The 15,511-nt window shown below is 63.9% G+C and carries 15 protein-coding genes; 9 read left to right on the forward strand and 6 right to left on the reverse strand.

The features are described 5' to 3' along the window. Positions 1-84: 84 nt before the first annotated feature. From betC to OO306_RS01625, 3 genes are all read left to right on the forward strand, one after another. Entirely contained in the window at positions 85-1,602 is a 1,518-nt protein-coding gene (gene betC, locus OO306_RS01615; RefSeq protein WP_265967479.1) for a choline-sulfatase, read from the forward strand. A 14-nt stretch (positions 1,603-1,616) separates the two neighbouring features. Next, entirely contained in the window at positions 1,617-2,540 is a 924-nt protein-coding gene (gene choX, locus OO306_RS01620; RefSeq protein WP_265967480.1) for a choline ABC transporter substrate-binding protein, read from the forward strand. 128 nt (positions 2,541-2,668) lie between these two features. After that, positions 2,669-4,234: a SulP family inorganic anion transporter gene (locus tag OO306_RS01625; protein ID WP_238209888.1), complete on the forward strand. Its 1,566-nt coding sequence runs from the start codon at positions 2,669-2,671 to the stop codon at positions 4,232-4,234. Between the two features lie 117 nt (positions 4,235-4,351). On the opposite strand, the gene aroE is transcribed toward OO306_RS01625, so the two are convergent. Further along, positions 4,352-5,176, reverse strand: coding sequence for a shikimate dehydrogenase (aroE, locus tag OO306_RS01630; RefSeq protein WP_265967481.1), 825 nt, complete (start codon positions 5,174-5,176; stop codon positions 4,352-4,354). A 25-nt stretch (positions 5,177-5,201) separates the two neighbouring features. Beyond that, on the reverse strand, positions 5,202-6,113 hold the full coding sequence (gene hemF / locus OO306_RS01635) for an oxygen-dependent coproporphyrinogen oxidase (RefSeq protein ID WP_027592042.1): 912 nt from the start codon (positions 6,111-6,113) through the stop codon (positions 5,202-5,204). Positions 6,114-6,247: 134 nt separating this feature from the next. Here hemF and OO306_RS01640 point away from each other — a divergent pair, with 134 nt between their 5' ends. Beyond that, complete coding sequence (locus OO306_RS01640) at positions 6,248-7,225, forward strand: NADPH:quinone reductase (protein WP_099427978.1); 978 nt, start codon at positions 6,248-6,250, stop codon at positions 7,223-7,225. A 325-nt stretch (positions 7,226-7,550) separates the two neighbouring features. On the opposite strand, the gene OO306_RS01645 is transcribed toward OO306_RS01640, so the two are convergent. The 3 genes from OO306_RS01645 to dprA all read right to left on the reverse strand — a co-directional run bounded on the left by OO306_RS01645 (position 7,551) and on the right by dprA (position 9,768). Next, positions 7,551-7,706, reverse strand: a complete 156-nt coding sequence (locus tag OO306_RS01645) for a hypothetical protein (RefSeq protein ID WP_265967505.1) — start codon at positions 7,704-7,706, stop codon at positions 7,551-7,553. Between the two features lie 364 nt (positions 7,707-8,070). After that, on the reverse strand, positions 8,071-8,628 hold the full coding sequence (locus OO306_RS01650; RefSeq protein WP_027592045.1) for an L-threonylcarbamoyladenylate synthase: 558 nt from the start codon (positions 8,626-8,628) through the stop codon (positions 8,071-8,073). Between the two features lie 42 nt (positions 8,629-8,670). Then, on the reverse strand, positions 8,671-9,768 hold the full coding sequence (gene dprA, locus OO306_RS01655) for a DNA-processing protein DprA (protein WP_265967482.1): 1,098 nt from the start codon (positions 9,766-9,768) through the stop codon (positions 8,671-8,673). Positions 9,769-9,975: 207 nt separating this feature from the next. On the opposite strand from dprA, the gene def reads away from it, so the two are divergent. The 5 genes from def to OO306_RS01680 are packed head-to-tail and all read left to right on the forward strand — an operon-like array spanning position 9,976 to position 14,499. Beyond that, positions 9,976-10,482 (forward strand): peptide deformylase, encoded by a 507-nt coding sequence (gene def, locus OO306_RS01660; protein WP_027592047.1) that lies wholly within the window; start codon positions 9,976-9,978, stop codon positions 10,480-10,482. A 60-nt stretch (positions 10,483-10,542) separates the two neighbouring features. Further along, positions 10,543-11,475: a methionyl-tRNA formyltransferase gene (gene fmt / locus OO306_RS01665; RefSeq protein WP_186679267.1), complete on the forward strand. Its 933-nt coding sequence runs from the start codon at positions 10,543-10,545 to the stop codon at positions 11,473-11,475. Next, entirely contained in the window at positions 11,472-12,782 is a 1,311-nt protein-coding gene (gene rsmB, locus OO306_RS01670; RefSeq protein WP_027592049.1) for a 16S rRNA (cytosine(967)-C(5))-methyltransferase RsmB, read from the forward strand. The genes fmt and rsmB overlap by 4 nt, the downstream gene beginning before the upstream one ends. Positions 12,783-12,805: 23 nt before the next feature. Further along, the gene (trkA, locus tag OO306_RS01675) at positions 12,806-14,179 is read left to right on the forward strand and encodes a Trk system potassium transporter TrkA (RefSeq protein WP_085272130.1); all 1,374 of its coding nucleotides are present in this window, start codon (positions 12,806-12,808) and stop codon (positions 14,177-14,179) included. Between the two features lie 11 nt (positions 14,180-14,190). After that, positions 14,191-14,499 (forward strand): tetratricopeptide repeat protein, encoded by a 309-nt coding sequence (locus OO306_RS01680; RefSeq protein ID WP_099427975.1) that lies wholly within the window; start codon positions 14,191-14,193, stop codon positions 14,497-14,499. Positions 14,500-14,616: 117 nt separating this feature from the next. Here the strand turns inward: OO306_RS01680 and OO306_RS01685 are convergent, their stop codons facing one another. Then, positions 14,617-15,504, reverse strand: coding sequence for a lysophospholipid acyltransferase (locus OO306_RS01685; protein WP_099427974.1), 888 nt, complete (start codon positions 15,502-15,504; stop codon positions 14,617-14,619). Positions 15,505-15,511 lie beyond the last annotated feature (7 nt).

Here is a 15,511-nt window from a genome sequence, read left to right on the forward strand (position 1 = left end):
CCGTCATGGGCTTTACCCATGTTATCCACAGTCGCATCTTGGTAGGCAAGCGGTTCGCATAACCTTCAACGATGGAAGCCAACCATGACGCGCCCGAATATCCTGTTCATCATGGCCGACCAGATGGCCGCGCCCCTGCTGCCGATCTACGCCCCTTCGCCCATCCAGATGCCAAACCTCGCCCGCCTCGCCGACCAGGCGGTGGTGTTCGACTCGGCGTACTGCAACAGCCCGCTGTGCGCACCGTCGCGCTTCACCCTGGTCAGCGGCCAGTTGCCCAGCCGTATTGGCGCTTACGACAACGCCGCTGACTTCCCCGCCGATGTGCCCACCTACGCCCATTACCTGCGCCATCTCGGCTACCGCACTGCGCTGTCGGGCAAGATGCATTTCTGCGGCCCAGACCAGTTGCACGGCTACGAAGAACGCCTGACCAGCGATATCTACCCTGCCGATTACGGCTGGGCCGTGAACTGGGACGCCCCGGACGAGCGCCCGAGCTGGTACCACAACATGTCGTCGGTGCTGCAGGCCGGCCCATGCGTGCGCACCAACCAGCTGGATTTCGACGAGGAGGTGGTGTTCAAGGCCCGGCAGTACCTCTACGACCATGTGCGCGAAAACGATGGCCGGCCGTTTTGCCTGACCGTGTCGATGACCCACCCCCACGACCCGTACACCATTCCCAAGCGCTACTGGGATCGCTACGAAGGTGTGGATATCCCAATGCCCAGCGCCGAGTTTGACCAGCGCGAGCAAGACCCGCACTCGCAGCGCCTGCTCAAGGTCTACGACCTGTGGAACAAGCCCCTGCCTGTGGACAAGATCCGCGATGCCCGCCGCGCCTACTTTGGCGCCTGCAGCTACATCGACGACAACATTGGCCAGTTGCTGCAAACCCTTGAGGAATGCGGCTTGGCGGAGGACACGTTGATCGTGTTCTCCGGCGACCACGGCGACATGCTTGGCGAGCGCGGCCTTTGGTACAAGATGCATTGGTTCGAAATGTCGGCGCGCGTGCCACTGCTGATCCACGCCCCCAAACGCTTTGCCGCCGCGCGCGTGAATGCGTCGGTCTCCACCTGCGACCTGCTGCCGACCCTGGTCGAACTGGCCGGCGGTGCCGTGGACACGTCCCTGCACCTGGACGGCCGCTCGCTGCTGGGCCACCTGCAAGGGCAGGGTGGCCACGACGAGGTCATTGGCGAATACATGGCCGAAGGTACGGTCGGCCCGCTGATGATGATCCGCCGTGGCCCGTACAAGTTCGTGTACAGCGAAGACGACCCATGGCTACTCTATGACCTGAGCCGCGACCCGCACGAGCGGGAGAACCTCGCCAGCAGCCCCGACCATCAGGCGCTGCTGCAGGCATTTGCCGATGAAGCCCGGCAGCGCTGGGACATCCCCACCCTGCGCCAACAGGTGCTGGCCAGCCAGCGCCGCCGCCGCCTGGTGGCCGAAGCCCTGGCCATCGGCAAGCTGAAAAGCTGGGACCACCAACCGTTGGTGGACGCCAGCCAACAGTACATGCGCAACCACATCGATCTCGACGACCTCGAGCGCAAGGCCCGTTATCCACAGCCCGCCCCTCTGGATTGAGAAGAGAGTTCGCCATGCAAAAAATCTCCGCCGCTGTGCTTGCCCTGGCCCTCGGCCTGGGCGCTGCCACGGCTCACGCCGAAGACGCGCAATGCAGCACCGTGAAGATGGCCGACCCCGGCTGGAGCGATATCGCCACCACCAACGCCATCGCCCGCCTGCTGCTGGAACGCCTCGGCTACCAGGTAAAGATCGACAGCCTGGCCGTGCCGATCATCTATGGCGGCCTCAAGGACGGGCGCGTCGATGCCTTCCTCGGCAACTGGATGCCGGCGCACCAGGGGTTTCATGACAAGTTCATCGCCAATGGTGATGTGCAGCAGTTGTCGCGCAACCTTGAAGGCACCGAGTTCACCCTCGCGGTGCCCGACTATGTGTGGAACGCCGGCGTCAAAGACTTCGCCGACCTGCAAAAGCACGCTGATCAGTTCGACAAGAAACTGTATGGGATCGGCTCTGGCGCGCCTGCCAACCTGTCGCTGAAAGAAATCATCGACCAGAACCAGTTCGACCTCGGCCAGTGGAAGCTGGTGGAGTCGAGTGAGCAGGCGATGCTCGCGCAAGTTGACCGCGCCGTGAAGAAGCAGCAATTCATCACCTTCCTCGGCTGGACACCGCACCCGATGAACGTGAAGCTGAAGATGCACTACCTCACGGGTGGGGAAAAGTGGTTTGGCAGCAAGGGCCAGGTCTACACCCTGACCCGCAAAGGTTATGCACAGGCGTGCCCGAATACAGCGAAGCTGCTGAGCAACCTGACATTTACCCTGGACATGGAAAACAGCATCATGGCCGAGGTTGTGGATAAAAAAGTGAGCTTCGATGAAGCAGCCAAGGCTTGGGTGAAGGCGCATCCCGAAGTACTGGAAGGGTGGTTGGCTGGGGTCAGCACCAAGTCCGGTGGCGATGCGAAAGAGGCCGTCACAAGCAAACTGTAATCTCGATAATCACACTCATCCTGTGGGAGCGGGTTACCCGCGAATGCTCTAGTGAAGCCACCGACGCATTCGCGGGTAAACCCGCTCCCACAGGGGGCCGGTACAACACTCGGGAAACTGAAATACTTATGCACCGCCTCATCCAGCTGCTGCCTTTCCTTGCCTGGCTCCCCCGCCAATCGGGCCGCAGCCTGCGCCAGGACCTGCTGGTCGGCCTGAGCGGTGCCATCCTTGCCCTGCCGCAATCCATCGCCTACGCCCTGATCGCCGGCCTGCCCGCGGAATACGGCCTGTTCGCCGCCATCGTCCCGGTGCTCATCGCCTGCTTGTGGGGGTCTTCCTGGCACCTGATCTGCGGCCCGACCGCAGCCATCTCGATCGTCCTCTACGCCAGCGTCAGCCCCCTGGCGGTGCCGGGCAGCGCCGACTACATCACGCTGGTCCTGCTGCTGACATTACTCGCCGGCATCTTCCAGCTCTTGCTCGGCCTGCTGCGCTTCGGCGCACTGGTCAATTTCGTCTCCCACTCGGTGGTGCTCGGCTTCACCCTGGGCGCCGCCATCGTCATCGCCCTCGGCCAGTTGCCCAACCTGTTGGGCATGGACTTGCCAAGCCAGGCCACGGCGTTGAAAACCGTGCAAGACCTGGCCAGCCACGCCGGGGAGGTCGACCTGCCGTCGCTGATACTGGGGCTGACCACGGTGCTGATCGGCATGGCCTTCAAGCTCTGGCGGCCCCGCTGGCCGAGCCTGTTGATAAGCCTGGTCGTGGTCAGTTTGCTGGCCTGGTCACTGCCTGGCTTTTTTGGCCATGTGCCGCGGGTACCTGCCTTCACTGGCCAATTGCCCCCGTTGAGCCCACTGCCGCTACTGGACGTGGAGCTGATGCTGCGGCTGCTGCCGACCGCGGTGGCGGTGGGCATGCTCGGCCTGGTCACCAGCCTGTCGATCGCCCGGTCGCTGTCTGCGCGCTCTGAACAGCTGATCGACGCCGACCAGGAGATCCGCGCCCAGGGCCTGTCGAACATCGTCGGCGCGTTCTTCTCCGGTTACCTGTCATCAGGCTCTTTCACCCGTTCGGGCTTAAGTTATGACGCCGGCGCCCGCTCACCGCTGGCCGGGGTGTTCTCGGCCCTGTGGGTCGCGCTGTTTGCCGTCGCAGGGGCAGGGCTGATCGCCCACCTGCCGATCCCGGCGATGGCGGGCAGCATCCTGCTGATCTGTTGGGGGTTGGTGGATCACCGTGGCATTCGGGCGCTGTTCCGGGTCAGCCGCTCGGAGTTCCTGGTCATGGCCCTGACCGCCGCCGCGACCTTGCTGCTGGAGCTACAGACCGCGATCTATGCCGGGGTGCTGGCTTCGCTGTTCTTTTACCTCAAACGCACGTCCCGGCCACGGGTGCAGCAGAGCCGCGAAGGGCAGGCCGACGTGCTGCGGGTGGGCGGGTCGATCTTCTTTGGCGCGGCGCATTACCTGCAGGTGCGCTTGCAGCGCTGCCAGGGGCCGCATGTGGTGATCGATGCGCGGCAGGTGAATTTTATCGATTATTCGGGTGTAGATATGTTGCACCGGGAGGCACGGCGGTTGCGGCGGGCGGGGGGTAGTTTAACCTTGCAGCGGGCGCGGCCGCAGGTGGTCGAGGAATTGCAGAAGTTGGAAGGGGTGGCGGGTTGCCCCATTGAATTTGCAGAGTGACCATTGGGGCTGCTGTGCAGCGCATTTTTTGAGATTCGTGCAGAAACCTGTAGGAGCTGGCTTGTCGGTGCGCCGAACCGCTGCGATGGGCCGCAAAGCGGCCCCAAAATCTCAAATTCAGCCCCGAGCCAATTGCCGGCGCAGCTCAGCCAGCACCGGCGCCGTATCCGGCCGAACGCCACGCCAGATAAAGAACGCCTCAGCCGCCTGCTCAGCCAGCATCCCCAGCCCATCCAGCACCTTGGCCGCACCTAGGTTGGTAGCCCATTGGCAAAACGGCGTCGGCTCCTTGCCGTACATCATGTCGTAGCAAACCGTGCGTCCCGCCTTGACCAGGCTGTCGGCAATCGGCGGCATCTCGCCCGCCAGGCTCGCCGAGGTGGCGTTGATGATCACGTCCACCGGCTCCTGCAGCCAGCTGAACCCGCTGGCCAACACCGGCCCCAGCTCAGCGAACTCACGCGCCAGTTGCTCGGCCTTTTCTACCGTGCGGTTGGCGATCACCAGCGACTGCGGATCGTGCGCCAGAATCGGCTCCAGCACCCCACGCACCGCACCGCCCGCACCCAAAATGAGGATCCGCTTACCCGCCAGCTCAACCCCCGCATTCACCGTCAGGTCGCGCACCAGGCCAGCACCGTCAGTGTTGTCCCCCCGCAGCGAGCCATCCGCCAGCTTGCTCAGGGTATTCACCGCACCCGCCCGCTGGGCACGTGGGGTCAGGCTGTCGCACAGGCGGTAGGCTTCTTCCTTGAACGGCACCGTGACATTGCCACCACTGCCTTGCTTGAAGAAACCGCGGGCACAATCGCTGAACTCGTCCAGCGGCGCCAGCAGGGTGGCGTATTCCAGGTCCTGGCCGGTCTGCTCGGCGAACAGGCGGTGGATCAGCGGCGACTTGCTGTGGCCGATGGGGTTACCGAAAACGACGTACTGGTCCATAGGGGCTCCTCGGTTATCCACAGGTTTACTGGGCGAGCCAGTCGCGGTCTTGCAGGAAGTACTCGGTCAGGCGCGCTTCTTCGCTGCCAGGCGCGGCCTTCCAGTCGTAGCCCCAGCGGACCTGCGGCGGCAGCGACATAAGGATCGACTCGGTACGCCCACCCGATTGCAGGCCGAACAAGGTGCCACGGTCGTAGACCAGGTTGAACTCCACGTAGCGACCGCGACGGTACTCTTGGAACTCGCGCTGCTCGGCGGTATAGGGCGTGTCCTTGCGGCGTTGAACGATCGGCAGGTAGGCCTCGACAAAGGCATCGCCAATGGCACGGATGAAAGCAAAGCAGGTGTCGAAGTCCCACTCGTTCAGGTCGTCGAAGAACAGCCCGCCAATGCCACGTGGTTCGCCACGGTGCTTGAGGTGGAAGTAGCGGTCGCACCAGGCTTTGTAGCGCGGGTACACGTCAGCACCGAATGGCGCGCAGGCCTGCTCGGCCACACGGTGCCAGTGGATGCAGTCTTCTTCGTTGCCGTAGTACGGGGTCAGGTCGAAACCGCCGCCGAACCACCACACCGCCTCTTCGCCTTCTTTTTCGGCGATGAAGAAGCGCACATTGGCGTGGGACGTCGGCACGTGCGGGTTGTGCGGGTGGATCACCAGCGACACCCCCAGGGCCTCGAAACCACGGCCCGCCAGCTCGGGGCGGTGGGCGCTGGCCGACGGTGGCAGGCCGGCACCGAACACGTGGGAGAAGTTGACCCCGCCTTTCTCGATCACCTTGCCCTCACCGATCACCCGCGTGCGGCCCCCGCCACCGGCTTCACGCGTCCAGGCGTCCTCGACAAAGCGGGCGCCGCCGTCCTCACGTTCAAGGGCGGAGCAGATGCGGTCTTGCAGGTCGAGCAGGTAGGCTTTCACGGCCTCGGTGCGGCTGGTCATCGGGTCACCTGGAGCGGGCAGAGAAGAATTCGCCGCGTAGCATACCACCGGCGGCTGACGCGCCGCAGTTGACGGCGATCAAGCAAAGGCGTCCGATAGAGGGCTGTTACCAATCCCGACAACAGGAGTGCGAGATGGCCAAGCGTATCCAGTTCAGCCAGCATGGCGGCCCGGAAGTTCTGCAGCTTGTAGAGTTCGACCCCGCCCCACCTGGGCCACAGCAGGTCCGCGTGCGTAACCAGGCGATTGGCCTGAACTTCATCGACACCTATTTCCGCAGCGGCTTGTACGCACCGCCATCCTTGCCTTCCGGGCTCGGCACCGAGGCCGCTGGTGTGGTCGACGCCGTGGGTGAGGGCGTCACCCGCCTGAAAGTCGGTGATCGGGTAGCCCATGCCGGCGGCCCGCTGGGTGCCTACAGCGAAGTGCATACGCTGCCCGAGGCCAACCTGGTAAAACTGCCGGACAACATCAGCTTTGAGCAGGCAGCGGCGGTGATGCTCAAAGGCCTGACCGTGCAGTACCTGCTCAAGCAGACTTATGCGGTGCAACCGGGCGACGTGATCCTGTTCCATGCCGCTGCCGGTGGCGTGGGTTCGCTGGCCTGCCAATGGGCCAAAGCGCTGGGGGCCAAGCTGATTGGTACCGTCAGCTCCGCTGAGAAGGCCGAGCGGGCGAAGGCGCTGGGGGCATGGGAAACCATCGACTACAGCCATGAAGATGTGGCCAAGCGCGTACTGGAGCTGACCGACGGCAAGAAATGCCCGGTGGTGTACGACGGCGTGGGCGCCGATACCTGGCTGACCTCACTGGACTGCCTGCAGCCACGCGGGTTGATGGTGAGCTTTGGCAATGCTTCGGGCGCGGTGAGCGGGGTGAACCTGGGGATACTGGCGCAGAAGGGCTCGCTGTATGTCACCCGGCCGACCCTGGCGAGCTATGCCAACAATGCCGAGAACACCCAGGCCATGGCCGATGACCTGTTTGCGATGATTGCGAGTGGGAAGCTGGTTGTGGATATCCAGCAGCGGTATCCGCTGAGTGAGGCGGCCAAGGCGCAGGCGGAGCTGTCGGCGCGACGGACTGTGGGGTCGACTGTTTTGTTGCCTTGATTTAGGTACGGGATCGCATCAGGGCGGCCAGGTGCTTGGCTGGGTTGTTGTGGTGTTGCGTAGATCGAGCGCCGCCCGCGCGGCGCTTCGCAGCACAAGGCTGCTCCTACATCGGTTTCGGGCCAGTAACGCCTGTCCCAGCGCGCGCGACCGCCTTGTTTGTTCCACACGATATCGAGGTGGATGCCACAGGGGCCGCGCGCCTGTGTCTCAGGATTGATTGGCCCGAAACAAATGTAGGAGCAGCCTTGTGCTGCGAAGCGCCGCGCGGGCGGCGCTCGATTTCACAGGCGCTAGAACCCTCAAGGCAGGCACCTGTCAGCCCTCACACTTTCTTCTGCGGCTGTGGGGTCGACTCGATGCCATCGAGTATCGCCTCCACCACACCCTCTGCCATTTCAATCGCATGCAGGTTCGAGTTGAGGTGCTGGGTAGGGGTGGATCGGGTGGCGGCTGTACGCGAGGTGGTAGACCCGGGCATTTTCCAAACCAGGCAGGCTCGAAAGCCTCCCGCGCACAGCCGCCATAGACTGTCATGGAAAAGATGCATCCGGGCTACCACACCCGATCGCCAAGTTGTTCGGCGAGGGTCTGAAGCCTAGAGACAGGACTTCCCACTGAGAAGGTGATGGTATTCGTTACGAGATGTAGGAATTTTCCCAAACTGAATGCCGGACAGCCATTTGGATAAAGATCAGAGAGATTCCAGGCGACTCGATCAACTGTAGGAGCGGGCTTGCCCCGCGAACCAGGGCGAAGCCCTGGCCATACACACTGGCCGTCTGGGCTGGCCTCTTCGCGGGGCAAGCCCGCTCCCACAAGGAGGGGTATCGGCGCTTGGCAATTTAGCCCGGGCGAACGACTTCGCCCGTCGCCAGGTTGCGAATCACACTTGGGTTCTTCCGCCCGCCCAACGCCCCGCCCAGTACCAGGTCCAGCTGGCCATGGAAGTACTGCTCCACCCGCAAGCGGCTTTTCGCGGCCGGGCGACCGCCGGGGTTGCACGAGGTGGAAATCAGCGGCCCGACCAGCGCGCACAGCTCACGCACCTGCGGGTGGTCACTGACCCGCAGCGCCACCGTGTCGTGCTGGCCGGTCACCCACTCCGGCAACAGGTCCTGGTGCGGTACCAGCCAGGTGTTCGGGCCTGGCCAGGTGCTGCCCATGCGGTCAATCCAGTCCTCGGGGAAATCTTCGAACAAAAAGTCGAACTGGCGGATATTGTCGGCGATCAGGATCAACCCTTTATCCACAGGCCGCGACTTGAGCGCCAGCAGGCGATACACCGCGTCCTCGTTCCACGGGTCACAGCCCAGGCCCCAGACCGCTTCCGTCGGGTAGGCGATAACTGCGCCCGCCCGGATCTCACGTGCGGCTTGTTGCACACGAAAACTGCTCACCATTGCTGTCTCTCCGCCTATATACCTTGCTTGTGAGCAGTGTACTTAGCCAACGCGGGCAAACCAACGCCCGGCTTCATTGCTGACCCGCCCTTCAAGCTCCAGTTCGGTGAGCTGCGCCATCACCTGAGCCAACGTCAGTTCGCTGCAGTGGGCCAGGCTCTCGGTAGTCTGGGGCGCGGCATGCAGCAAGGCGAGCAGGGGGTGATCACGCTGTTCAACAATGGCCGGGGGCAGGTTCTGCCAGCCCTGCAGGCTTTCCAGAATCTGTTCCACGCTTTCCACCAGCAGCGCACCGTCGCGAATCAGCTGGTGGCAGCCTTTGGCACCTGGGTGGTGGATGGAGCCTGGGATGGCATACACCTCGCGGCCCTGCTCAGCCGCCAGGCGCGCTGTGATCAGCGAGCCACTGGCCAGGCTCGCCTCCACAACCAATACGCCCAGCGACAAGCCACTGATGATGCGATTACGCCGCGGAAAATTGCCCGGCAGCGGGCCGGCATCCAGCGGGTACTCGGAAACCAGCGCGCTGCCGCTGTCGATCATCGCTTGGGCAAGCTCGCGATGGCGCTGTGGATAAAGTTTTTGCAGCCCCGTCCCGAGCACCCCAATTGTGCCGCCCCCGGCCTGCAACGCTGCCCGATGAGCGGCACCATCGATACCCAGTGCCAGGCCGCTGGTAATGGTGAAACCCGTCTGCGCCAAGTAGCGGGAAAATGCTCGGGCAGTGTCGAGCGCGGGCGGTGAAGCACGCCTGCTGCCCACAATTGCCAACTGTGGCCTTTCCAGTAATGCGGGGTCGCCAGCGACGAAAAGCAACGGCGGCGGGTCGTCGGTTTCAGCCAGCAGAGCAGGGTAGCCAGGGCTGTCCCACATCAGTAAATGCTGGCCCGGGCGCTCTAACCAGGCCATTGCAGCCAGCGCACCGTCACGCACTTCGGCGCTTCTTCGGGCGTCGATACTGGCTTGCGGAATGCCCAGTGCGCGCCAGGCTGCGGCCGGCGCACTCAGCGCCGAAGAAGCGCTGCCAAAAGCTTTCAGCAGGCTGTGAAAGCGGCGTAACCCTGTGTCCGGCAGGCGGTGCAGGCGCAACCTCGCCTCCAGTTCGGCAGGCGCGCAAGGCGACGAATGGTGGGTCAACATGAGGATCATCCTTGATCGAAACGGGGCCATCGACGTGGCACAACCTGTGGATAACTGTGTTGATAACGCTTTGACAACCTGTCCATCAAATGGGTGATAAGCCGTCCGTTTAAACCCTAGCCGAGCTTTGCCAGGTGCCGAATCCCCCGATTACCTTTATTATGTGTGCTCAGTTTTCAACCGAACGCACAGTGACTGCCCGACCTTATGGCCATCTTGAACATTCTCGAATTCCCGGACCCGCGCCTGCGCACCCTCGCCAAACCGGTGACGGTGTTCGACGACGCCCTGAGCCAGCTGATCGACGACATGTTTGAAACCATGTATGAAGCGCCTGGCATCGGCCTGGCTGCGACCCAGGTCAACGTCCACAAGCAAGTGGTGGTGATGGACTTGAGCGAAGACCGCAGCGAGCCGCGGGTCTTCATCAACCCCGTCGTCGAAGAACTGACCCACGACATGGGCCAGTACCAGGAAGGTTGCCTGTCGGTGCCTGGCTTCTACGAAAACGTCGACCGCCCCCTGCGGGTGCGCGTCAAAGCCCAGGACCGCGACGGCAAGCCGTTCGAGCTCGAAGCCGAAGGCCTGCTGGCCGTGTGCGTGCAGCACGAGTTCGATCACCTCAACGGCAAGCTGTTCGTCGACTACCTGTCCACGCTCAAACGCGACCGGATCAAGAAGAAGCTGGAAAAGCAGCACCGCCAGCAAGCCTGATCCCCACCTTCCAGAAGGCTTGCTCCGGCAAGCCTTTTTCTTTTTTGCAGCGAGAACTCCATGCGCATCGTCTTCGCAGGCACTCCAGAGTTTGCCGCCGAACACCTCAAGGCACTGCTCGACAGCCCCTATGAGATCGTGGCCGTCTACACCCAGCCGGACCGCCCAGCCGGGCGTGGCCAGAAGCTCATGCCGAGCGCGGTCAAAGCACTGGCCGTGGCCCACGACATCCCGGTGCTGCAGCCGCCAACCCTGCGCAATGCCGATGCCCAGGCAGAACTCGCCGCGCTCAAGCCCGACCTGATGGTGGTGGTCGCCTACGGCCTGATCCTGCCCCAGGCCGTGCTGGATATTCCGCGCCTTGGTTGCATCAACAGCCACGCCTCCTTGCTGCCACGCTGGCGCGGTGCGGCGCCGATCCAGCGCGCCGTGGAAGCCGGCGATGCTGAGAGCGGCGTGACCGTGATGCGCATGGAAGCGGGCCTGGACACCGGCCCGATGCTGCTCAAGGTGGTCACCCCGATCAGCGCCGAAGACACCGGCGGCACCCTGCATGACCGCCTCGCCGAAATGGGCCCGCCTGCGGTCATTCAAGCCATTGCTGGCCTTGCCGACGGCTCGCTGCAGGGTGAAGCCCAGGATGACGCCCTGGCCACCTATGCCCACAAGCTGAACAAAGACGAAGCACGCATTGACTGGAGCCGCCCGGCCGTGGAGCTGGAGCGCCTGGTGCGTGCCTTCAACCCGTGGCCGGTGTGCCACAGCACCCTGGACGGCGAAAGCGTGAAAGTGCTGGCTGCCACGTTGTCCACAGGCAACGGCGCCCCAGGCGAGATCCTGTCTGCCAGCAAGGACGGCCTGGTAGTCGCCTGCGGTGACCAGGCACTGAGCCTGACTCGCCTGCAACTGCCCGGCGGCAAGGCGCTGAACTTCAGCGACCTGTTCAACAGCCGCCGCGAGAAATTCGCCAACGGCAAGGTGCTCGGCCAATGAACCCTCGCCTGGCCGCCGCCCGTGCCTTGGCCGCTGTGCTCAGCGGCAAGGCTTCGCTGAACAGCTCGTTGCCGGCACAACTGGACAAGGTCGACGAGCGCGACCGGGGCCTGACCCAAGACCTGGCCTTCGGCACCGCCCGCTGGCAGCCGCGCCTCGACCTGCTCGCTGCGCAGTTGCTGCAGAAGCCGTTCAAAGCGGCCGATGCCGATGTGCAGGCCTTGATGCTGGTCGGCCTGTACCAGCTGTTCTACACGCGCATTCCGGCGCATGCCGCCATCGGTGAAACCGTGGGTTGCGCCGACAAGCTGAAAAAGCCGTGGGCCAAAGGCCTGCTCAACGCCGTGCTGCGCCGCGCGCAGCGTGAAGGCGAAGCGCTGCTCGCGGGCATGGAGCGCGACCCGGTGGTGCGCACTGCCCACCCGCGCTGGCTGCAGAAATCGCTGAAGGCCTTCTGGCCCGAGCAATGGGAAGCCATCTGCGCCGCCAACAACGCCCACCCGCCGATGATTTTGCGGGTCAACCGCCGCCACCACAGCCGCGATGCCTACCTGGCCTTGCTGGCTGAGGCCGGCGTGGGCGCCAGCGCCTGCCAGTACAGCCGTGACGGCATCGTACTGAATGAGCCCTGCGATGTGCGCAGCCTGCCTGGCTTTGCCGAAGGCTGGGTAAGCGTGCAGGACGAAGCCGCACAGCTGTCCGCCGACCTGCTCGAACTGGCCCCCGGCCAACGCGTGCTCGACGCCTGCTGCGCCCCGGGCGGCAAGACTTGCCACTTGCTTGAGGCCGAAGCTGGCCTGGCGCAGGTGGTGGCCATCGACCTGGAAGCCAAGCGCCTGACCCGCGTGCGCGAGAACCTCGATCGCCTGCAACTGGACGCCGAGCTGATCGCCTGCGATGCCCGCGACACCGCCAGCTGGTGGGACGGCAAAACGTTCCAGCGCATCCTGCTCGACGCCCCGTGCTCGGCCACCGGCGTAATCCGCCGCCACCCGGACATCAAGCTGACCCGTCAGGCCGACGACATTCCGGCCCTGGCCACGTTGCAAGGCGAGCTGCTCGATGCCCTGTGGCCGACCCTGGAAGTGGGCGGCATGCTGCTTTACGCCACCTGCTCGAGCTTGCCGACCGAGAACACCGAGGTGATCGACGCCTTCCTCGCCCGCACCCCGGGCGCCCGTGAGTTGGACCTGGCCACCGAGGCCGGCCTACGCCAGCCACATGGCCGCCAGTTGCTGGCCCAGGAAGGCGGCCACGACGGGTTCTACTATGCCAAGCTGATCAAGATCGCCGCGTCACGCGGATAAGCACAACGGTTAGGGAGTAGCGGATGAAGATCATCATCCTCGGCGCGGGGCAGGTGGGCGGTACGCTGGCAGAACACCTGGCCAGCGAGGCCAACGACATTACCGTGGTCGACACCGACGGCGAGCGCCTGCGCGACCTCGGCGACCGCCTGGACATCCGCACGGTGCAAGGCCGCGGCTCGCTGCCGACGGTGCTGCGCCAGGCCGGCGCCGACGACGCCGACATGCTGGTGGCGGTGACCAACAGCGACGAGACCAACATGGTGGCCTGCCAGGTCGCCTACTCGTTGTTCCACACCCCGACCAAGATCGCCCGGGTACGGGAATCGGCCTACCTCACCCGCGAAGAGCTGTTCCACAACGACCACATTCCGGTCGACGTGCTGATCAGCCCCGAGCAGGTGGTGACCAACTACATCAAGCGCCTGATCGAGCACCCGGGTTCACTGCAGGTAATCGACTTCGCCGAAGGCAAGGCGCAATTGGTGGCGGTCAAGGCGTACTACGGCGGCCCGCTGGTGGGCCAGCAGTTGCGCCAGATCCGTGCGCACATGCCCAACGTCGACACCCGTGTGGCAGCGATCTTCCGCCGTGACCGGCCGATCACCCCACGCGGCGACACCGTGATCGAGGCCGATGACGAAGTGTTCTTCATCGCGGCGAAAAAAGATATCCGCGCCGTGATGGGCGAGCTGCGACGCATCGACGAGACCAACAAGCGCGTGGTCATCGCCGGTGGCGGGCAGATTGGCGAGCGCTTGGCCGAGGCCATCGAAAGCCGCTATCAGGTGAAGATCATCGAGATGAACCCGGCCCGCTGCCGTCACCTCTCCGATAGCCTTGAAAGCACCGTGGTGCTGCAGGGCAGTGCGTCGGACAAGGACCTGATGCTCGAAGAGAACATCGCCGACGCCGACATCTTCCTGGCCCTGACCAACGACGACGAGGCCAACATCATGTCGTCGCTGCTGGCCAAGCGCCTGGGTGCGCGCAAGGTGATGACCATCATCAACAACCCGGCCTATGTGGACCTGGTGCAGGGCGGCGAGATCGACATCGCCATCAGCCCGCAGTTGGCCACCATCGGCACCTTGCTGGCCCACGTGCGGCGTGGCGATATCGTCAGCGTGCACTCCCTGCGCCGCGGCGCGGCCGAGGCCATCGAAGCCGTGGCGCATGGCGATTCGAAGTCGAGCAAAGTGGTCGGCAAGGCCATCGAAGACATTGCCCTGCCGCCAGGCACCACCATCGGCGCGATCATTCGTGACGAAGAGGTGATGATTGCCCACGACGACACGGTGATCGAATCGGGTGACCATGTGATTCTGTTCGTTGTGGATAAAAAGCACATTCGGGATGTGGAGAAGCTGTTCCACGTCGGCTTGAGTTTCTTCTAGGAGAAGAGGGCATGCGCGAATCGCTGGAGAAGATGCTGGCCAAGGGTGTGGATAACCCGCTGTTGAGGTTCGGCCTTGGCAAGGCCTGGCTGGACGAGGGCAATGGCGCTGAGGCGGCGGTGCACCTGGCGCGTTGCGTGGAGCAGGACCCGAAGTATTCGGCGGCGTGGAAGTTGCTGGGTAAGGCGTATCAGTTGCAGGGGGATTTGGCGGCGGCGCGCAAGGCCTGGGAGGACGGGATCGTGGCGGCGCAGGCCCATGGGGATAAGCAGGCCGAGAAAGAGATGGCGGTGTTCCTTAAGAAGCTGAACAGGGTCTGAGATTGCCGGGGCTGCTGCGCAGCCCATCGCGACGCAAGGCCGCTCCTACAGATAACCGCGATCCTTTGTAGGAGCGGCCTTGTGTCGCGAAAGGGGCGCAACGCGCCCCCAAAAACATCAATACCAGCGCGCTTCGCCAGCCGGGCGCTTCTTGAAGCGCTTCATGCTCCACATGTACTGGCTCGGATACTCGCGCACATACCGCTCGACCACCTTGCTCATGGCCGCCGCCGACTCGGTCACATCCGTGCTGTACATCGCCTCCGGCGCCGCTTCCAGAATCACCCGGAACCCAGACCCGTCCGGCAGCCGCAACGCATGCAGGAACACACCCACCGCCTTGCCACCGGCCAGCATGTTCGGCACGAACTTGCTGGTCAGCGCCTGGGTGCCCAGGAACGGCACGAACACACCCGCCGACTCAGCAGGTTCCGGGTCGGCAGGAATGCCCACCTGGCCCCCGCGGCGCACTTCCTTGATCACGCTGAGGATGCCTTCCTTGGTCGAAGGCGCCACACGGTTACCCATCTGCACCCGCTGTTCACGCAACAAATCATCCACAGCTTTGAGCTTCGGCGGGCGGTAGAAGATGATCGGTTTGCACTGGTTGCAATAGAAGTGGTTCAACACTTCCCAGTTACCCAGATGGCTGGTGATGCCCACCACGCCCTTGCCCGAGGCCAGGGCCTGCTCCAGCACTTCCAGGCCGTGCACTTCCTTGACCAGTTCCAGCGAACGCTGCGGTGGCCAGATCCAGGCACAAGCGCTTTCGACAAAGGACTTGCCGATGTCTCTCAGCGCGCGGCCGACCAGTTGCTCACGTTCGGCCGGGTCCATCTCCGGGAAACACTTGGCGAGGTTGATACGCACCACGTTGCGCGACCCGTTCGGGACCTTCCACATCAGCCAGCCGATACCGGCGCCGACGCGCTGCACAGCGCCCCAAGGCAACTTGGCGAACAGTCGAAGCACCCCGACCATCAGGGCGCCCTTGAACTTTTCCACAGGCGAA

It is taken from the genome of Pseudomonas sp. DCB_AW, from assembly GCF_026240895.1.
Taxonomy (GTDB): Bacteria; Pseudomonadota; Gammaproteobacteria; order Pseudomonadales; family Pseudomonadaceae; genus Aquipseudomonas; species Aquipseudomonas kermanshahensis.

Coding starts and splice junctions, on each gene's coding strand:
- betC (WP_265967479.1), top strand. CDS start 85: ATGACGCGCCCGAATATCCTGTTCATCATGGCCGACCAGATGGCCGCG.
- choX (WP_265967480.1), top strand. CDS start 1,617: ATGCAAAAAATCTCCGCCGCTGTGCTTGCCCTGGCCCTCGGCCTGGGC.
- OO306_RS01625 (WP_238209888.1), top strand. CDS start 2,669: ATGCACCGCCTCATCCAGCTGCTGCCTTTCCTTGCCTGGCTCCCCCGC.
- aroE (WP_265967481.1), bottom strand. CDS start 5,176: ATGGACCAGTACGTCGTTTTCGGTAACCCCATCGGCCACAGCAAGTCG.
- hemF (WP_027592042.1), bottom strand. CDS start 6,113: ATGACCAGCCGCACCGAGGCCGTGAAAGCCTACCTGCTCGACCTGCAA.
- OO306_RS01640 (WP_099427978.1), top strand. CDS start 6,248: ATGGCCAAGCGTATCCAGTTCAGCCAGCATGGCGGCCCGGAAGTTCTG.
- OO306_RS01645 (WP_265967505.1), bottom strand. CDS start 7,706: ATGCCCGGGTCTACCACCTCGCGTACAGCCGCCACCCGATCCACCCCT.
- OO306_RS01650 (WP_027592045.1), bottom strand. CDS start 8,628: ATGGTGAGCAGTTTTCGTGTGCAACAAGCCGCACGTGAGATCCGGGCG.
- dprA (WP_265967482.1), bottom strand. CDS start 9,768: ATGTTGACCCACCATTCGTCGCCTTGCGCGCCTGCCGAACTGGAGGCG.
- def (WP_027592047.1), top strand. CDS start 9,976: ATGGCCATCTTGAACATTCTCGAATTCCCGGACCCGCGCCTGCGCACC.
- fmt (WP_186679267.1), top strand. CDS start 10,543: ATGCGCATCGTCTTCGCAGGCACTCCAGAGTTTGCCGCCGAACACCTC.
- rsmB (WP_027592049.1), top strand. CDS start 11,472: ATGAACCCTCGCCTGGCCGCCGCCCGTGCCTTGGCCGCTGTGCTCAGC.
- trkA (WP_085272130.1), top strand. CDS start 12,806: ATGAAGATCATCATCCTCGGCGCGGGGCAGGTGGGCGGTACGCTGGCA.
- OO306_RS01680 (WP_099427975.1), top strand. CDS start 14,191: ATGCGCGAATCGCTGGAGAAGATGCTGGCCAAGGGTGTGGATAACCCG.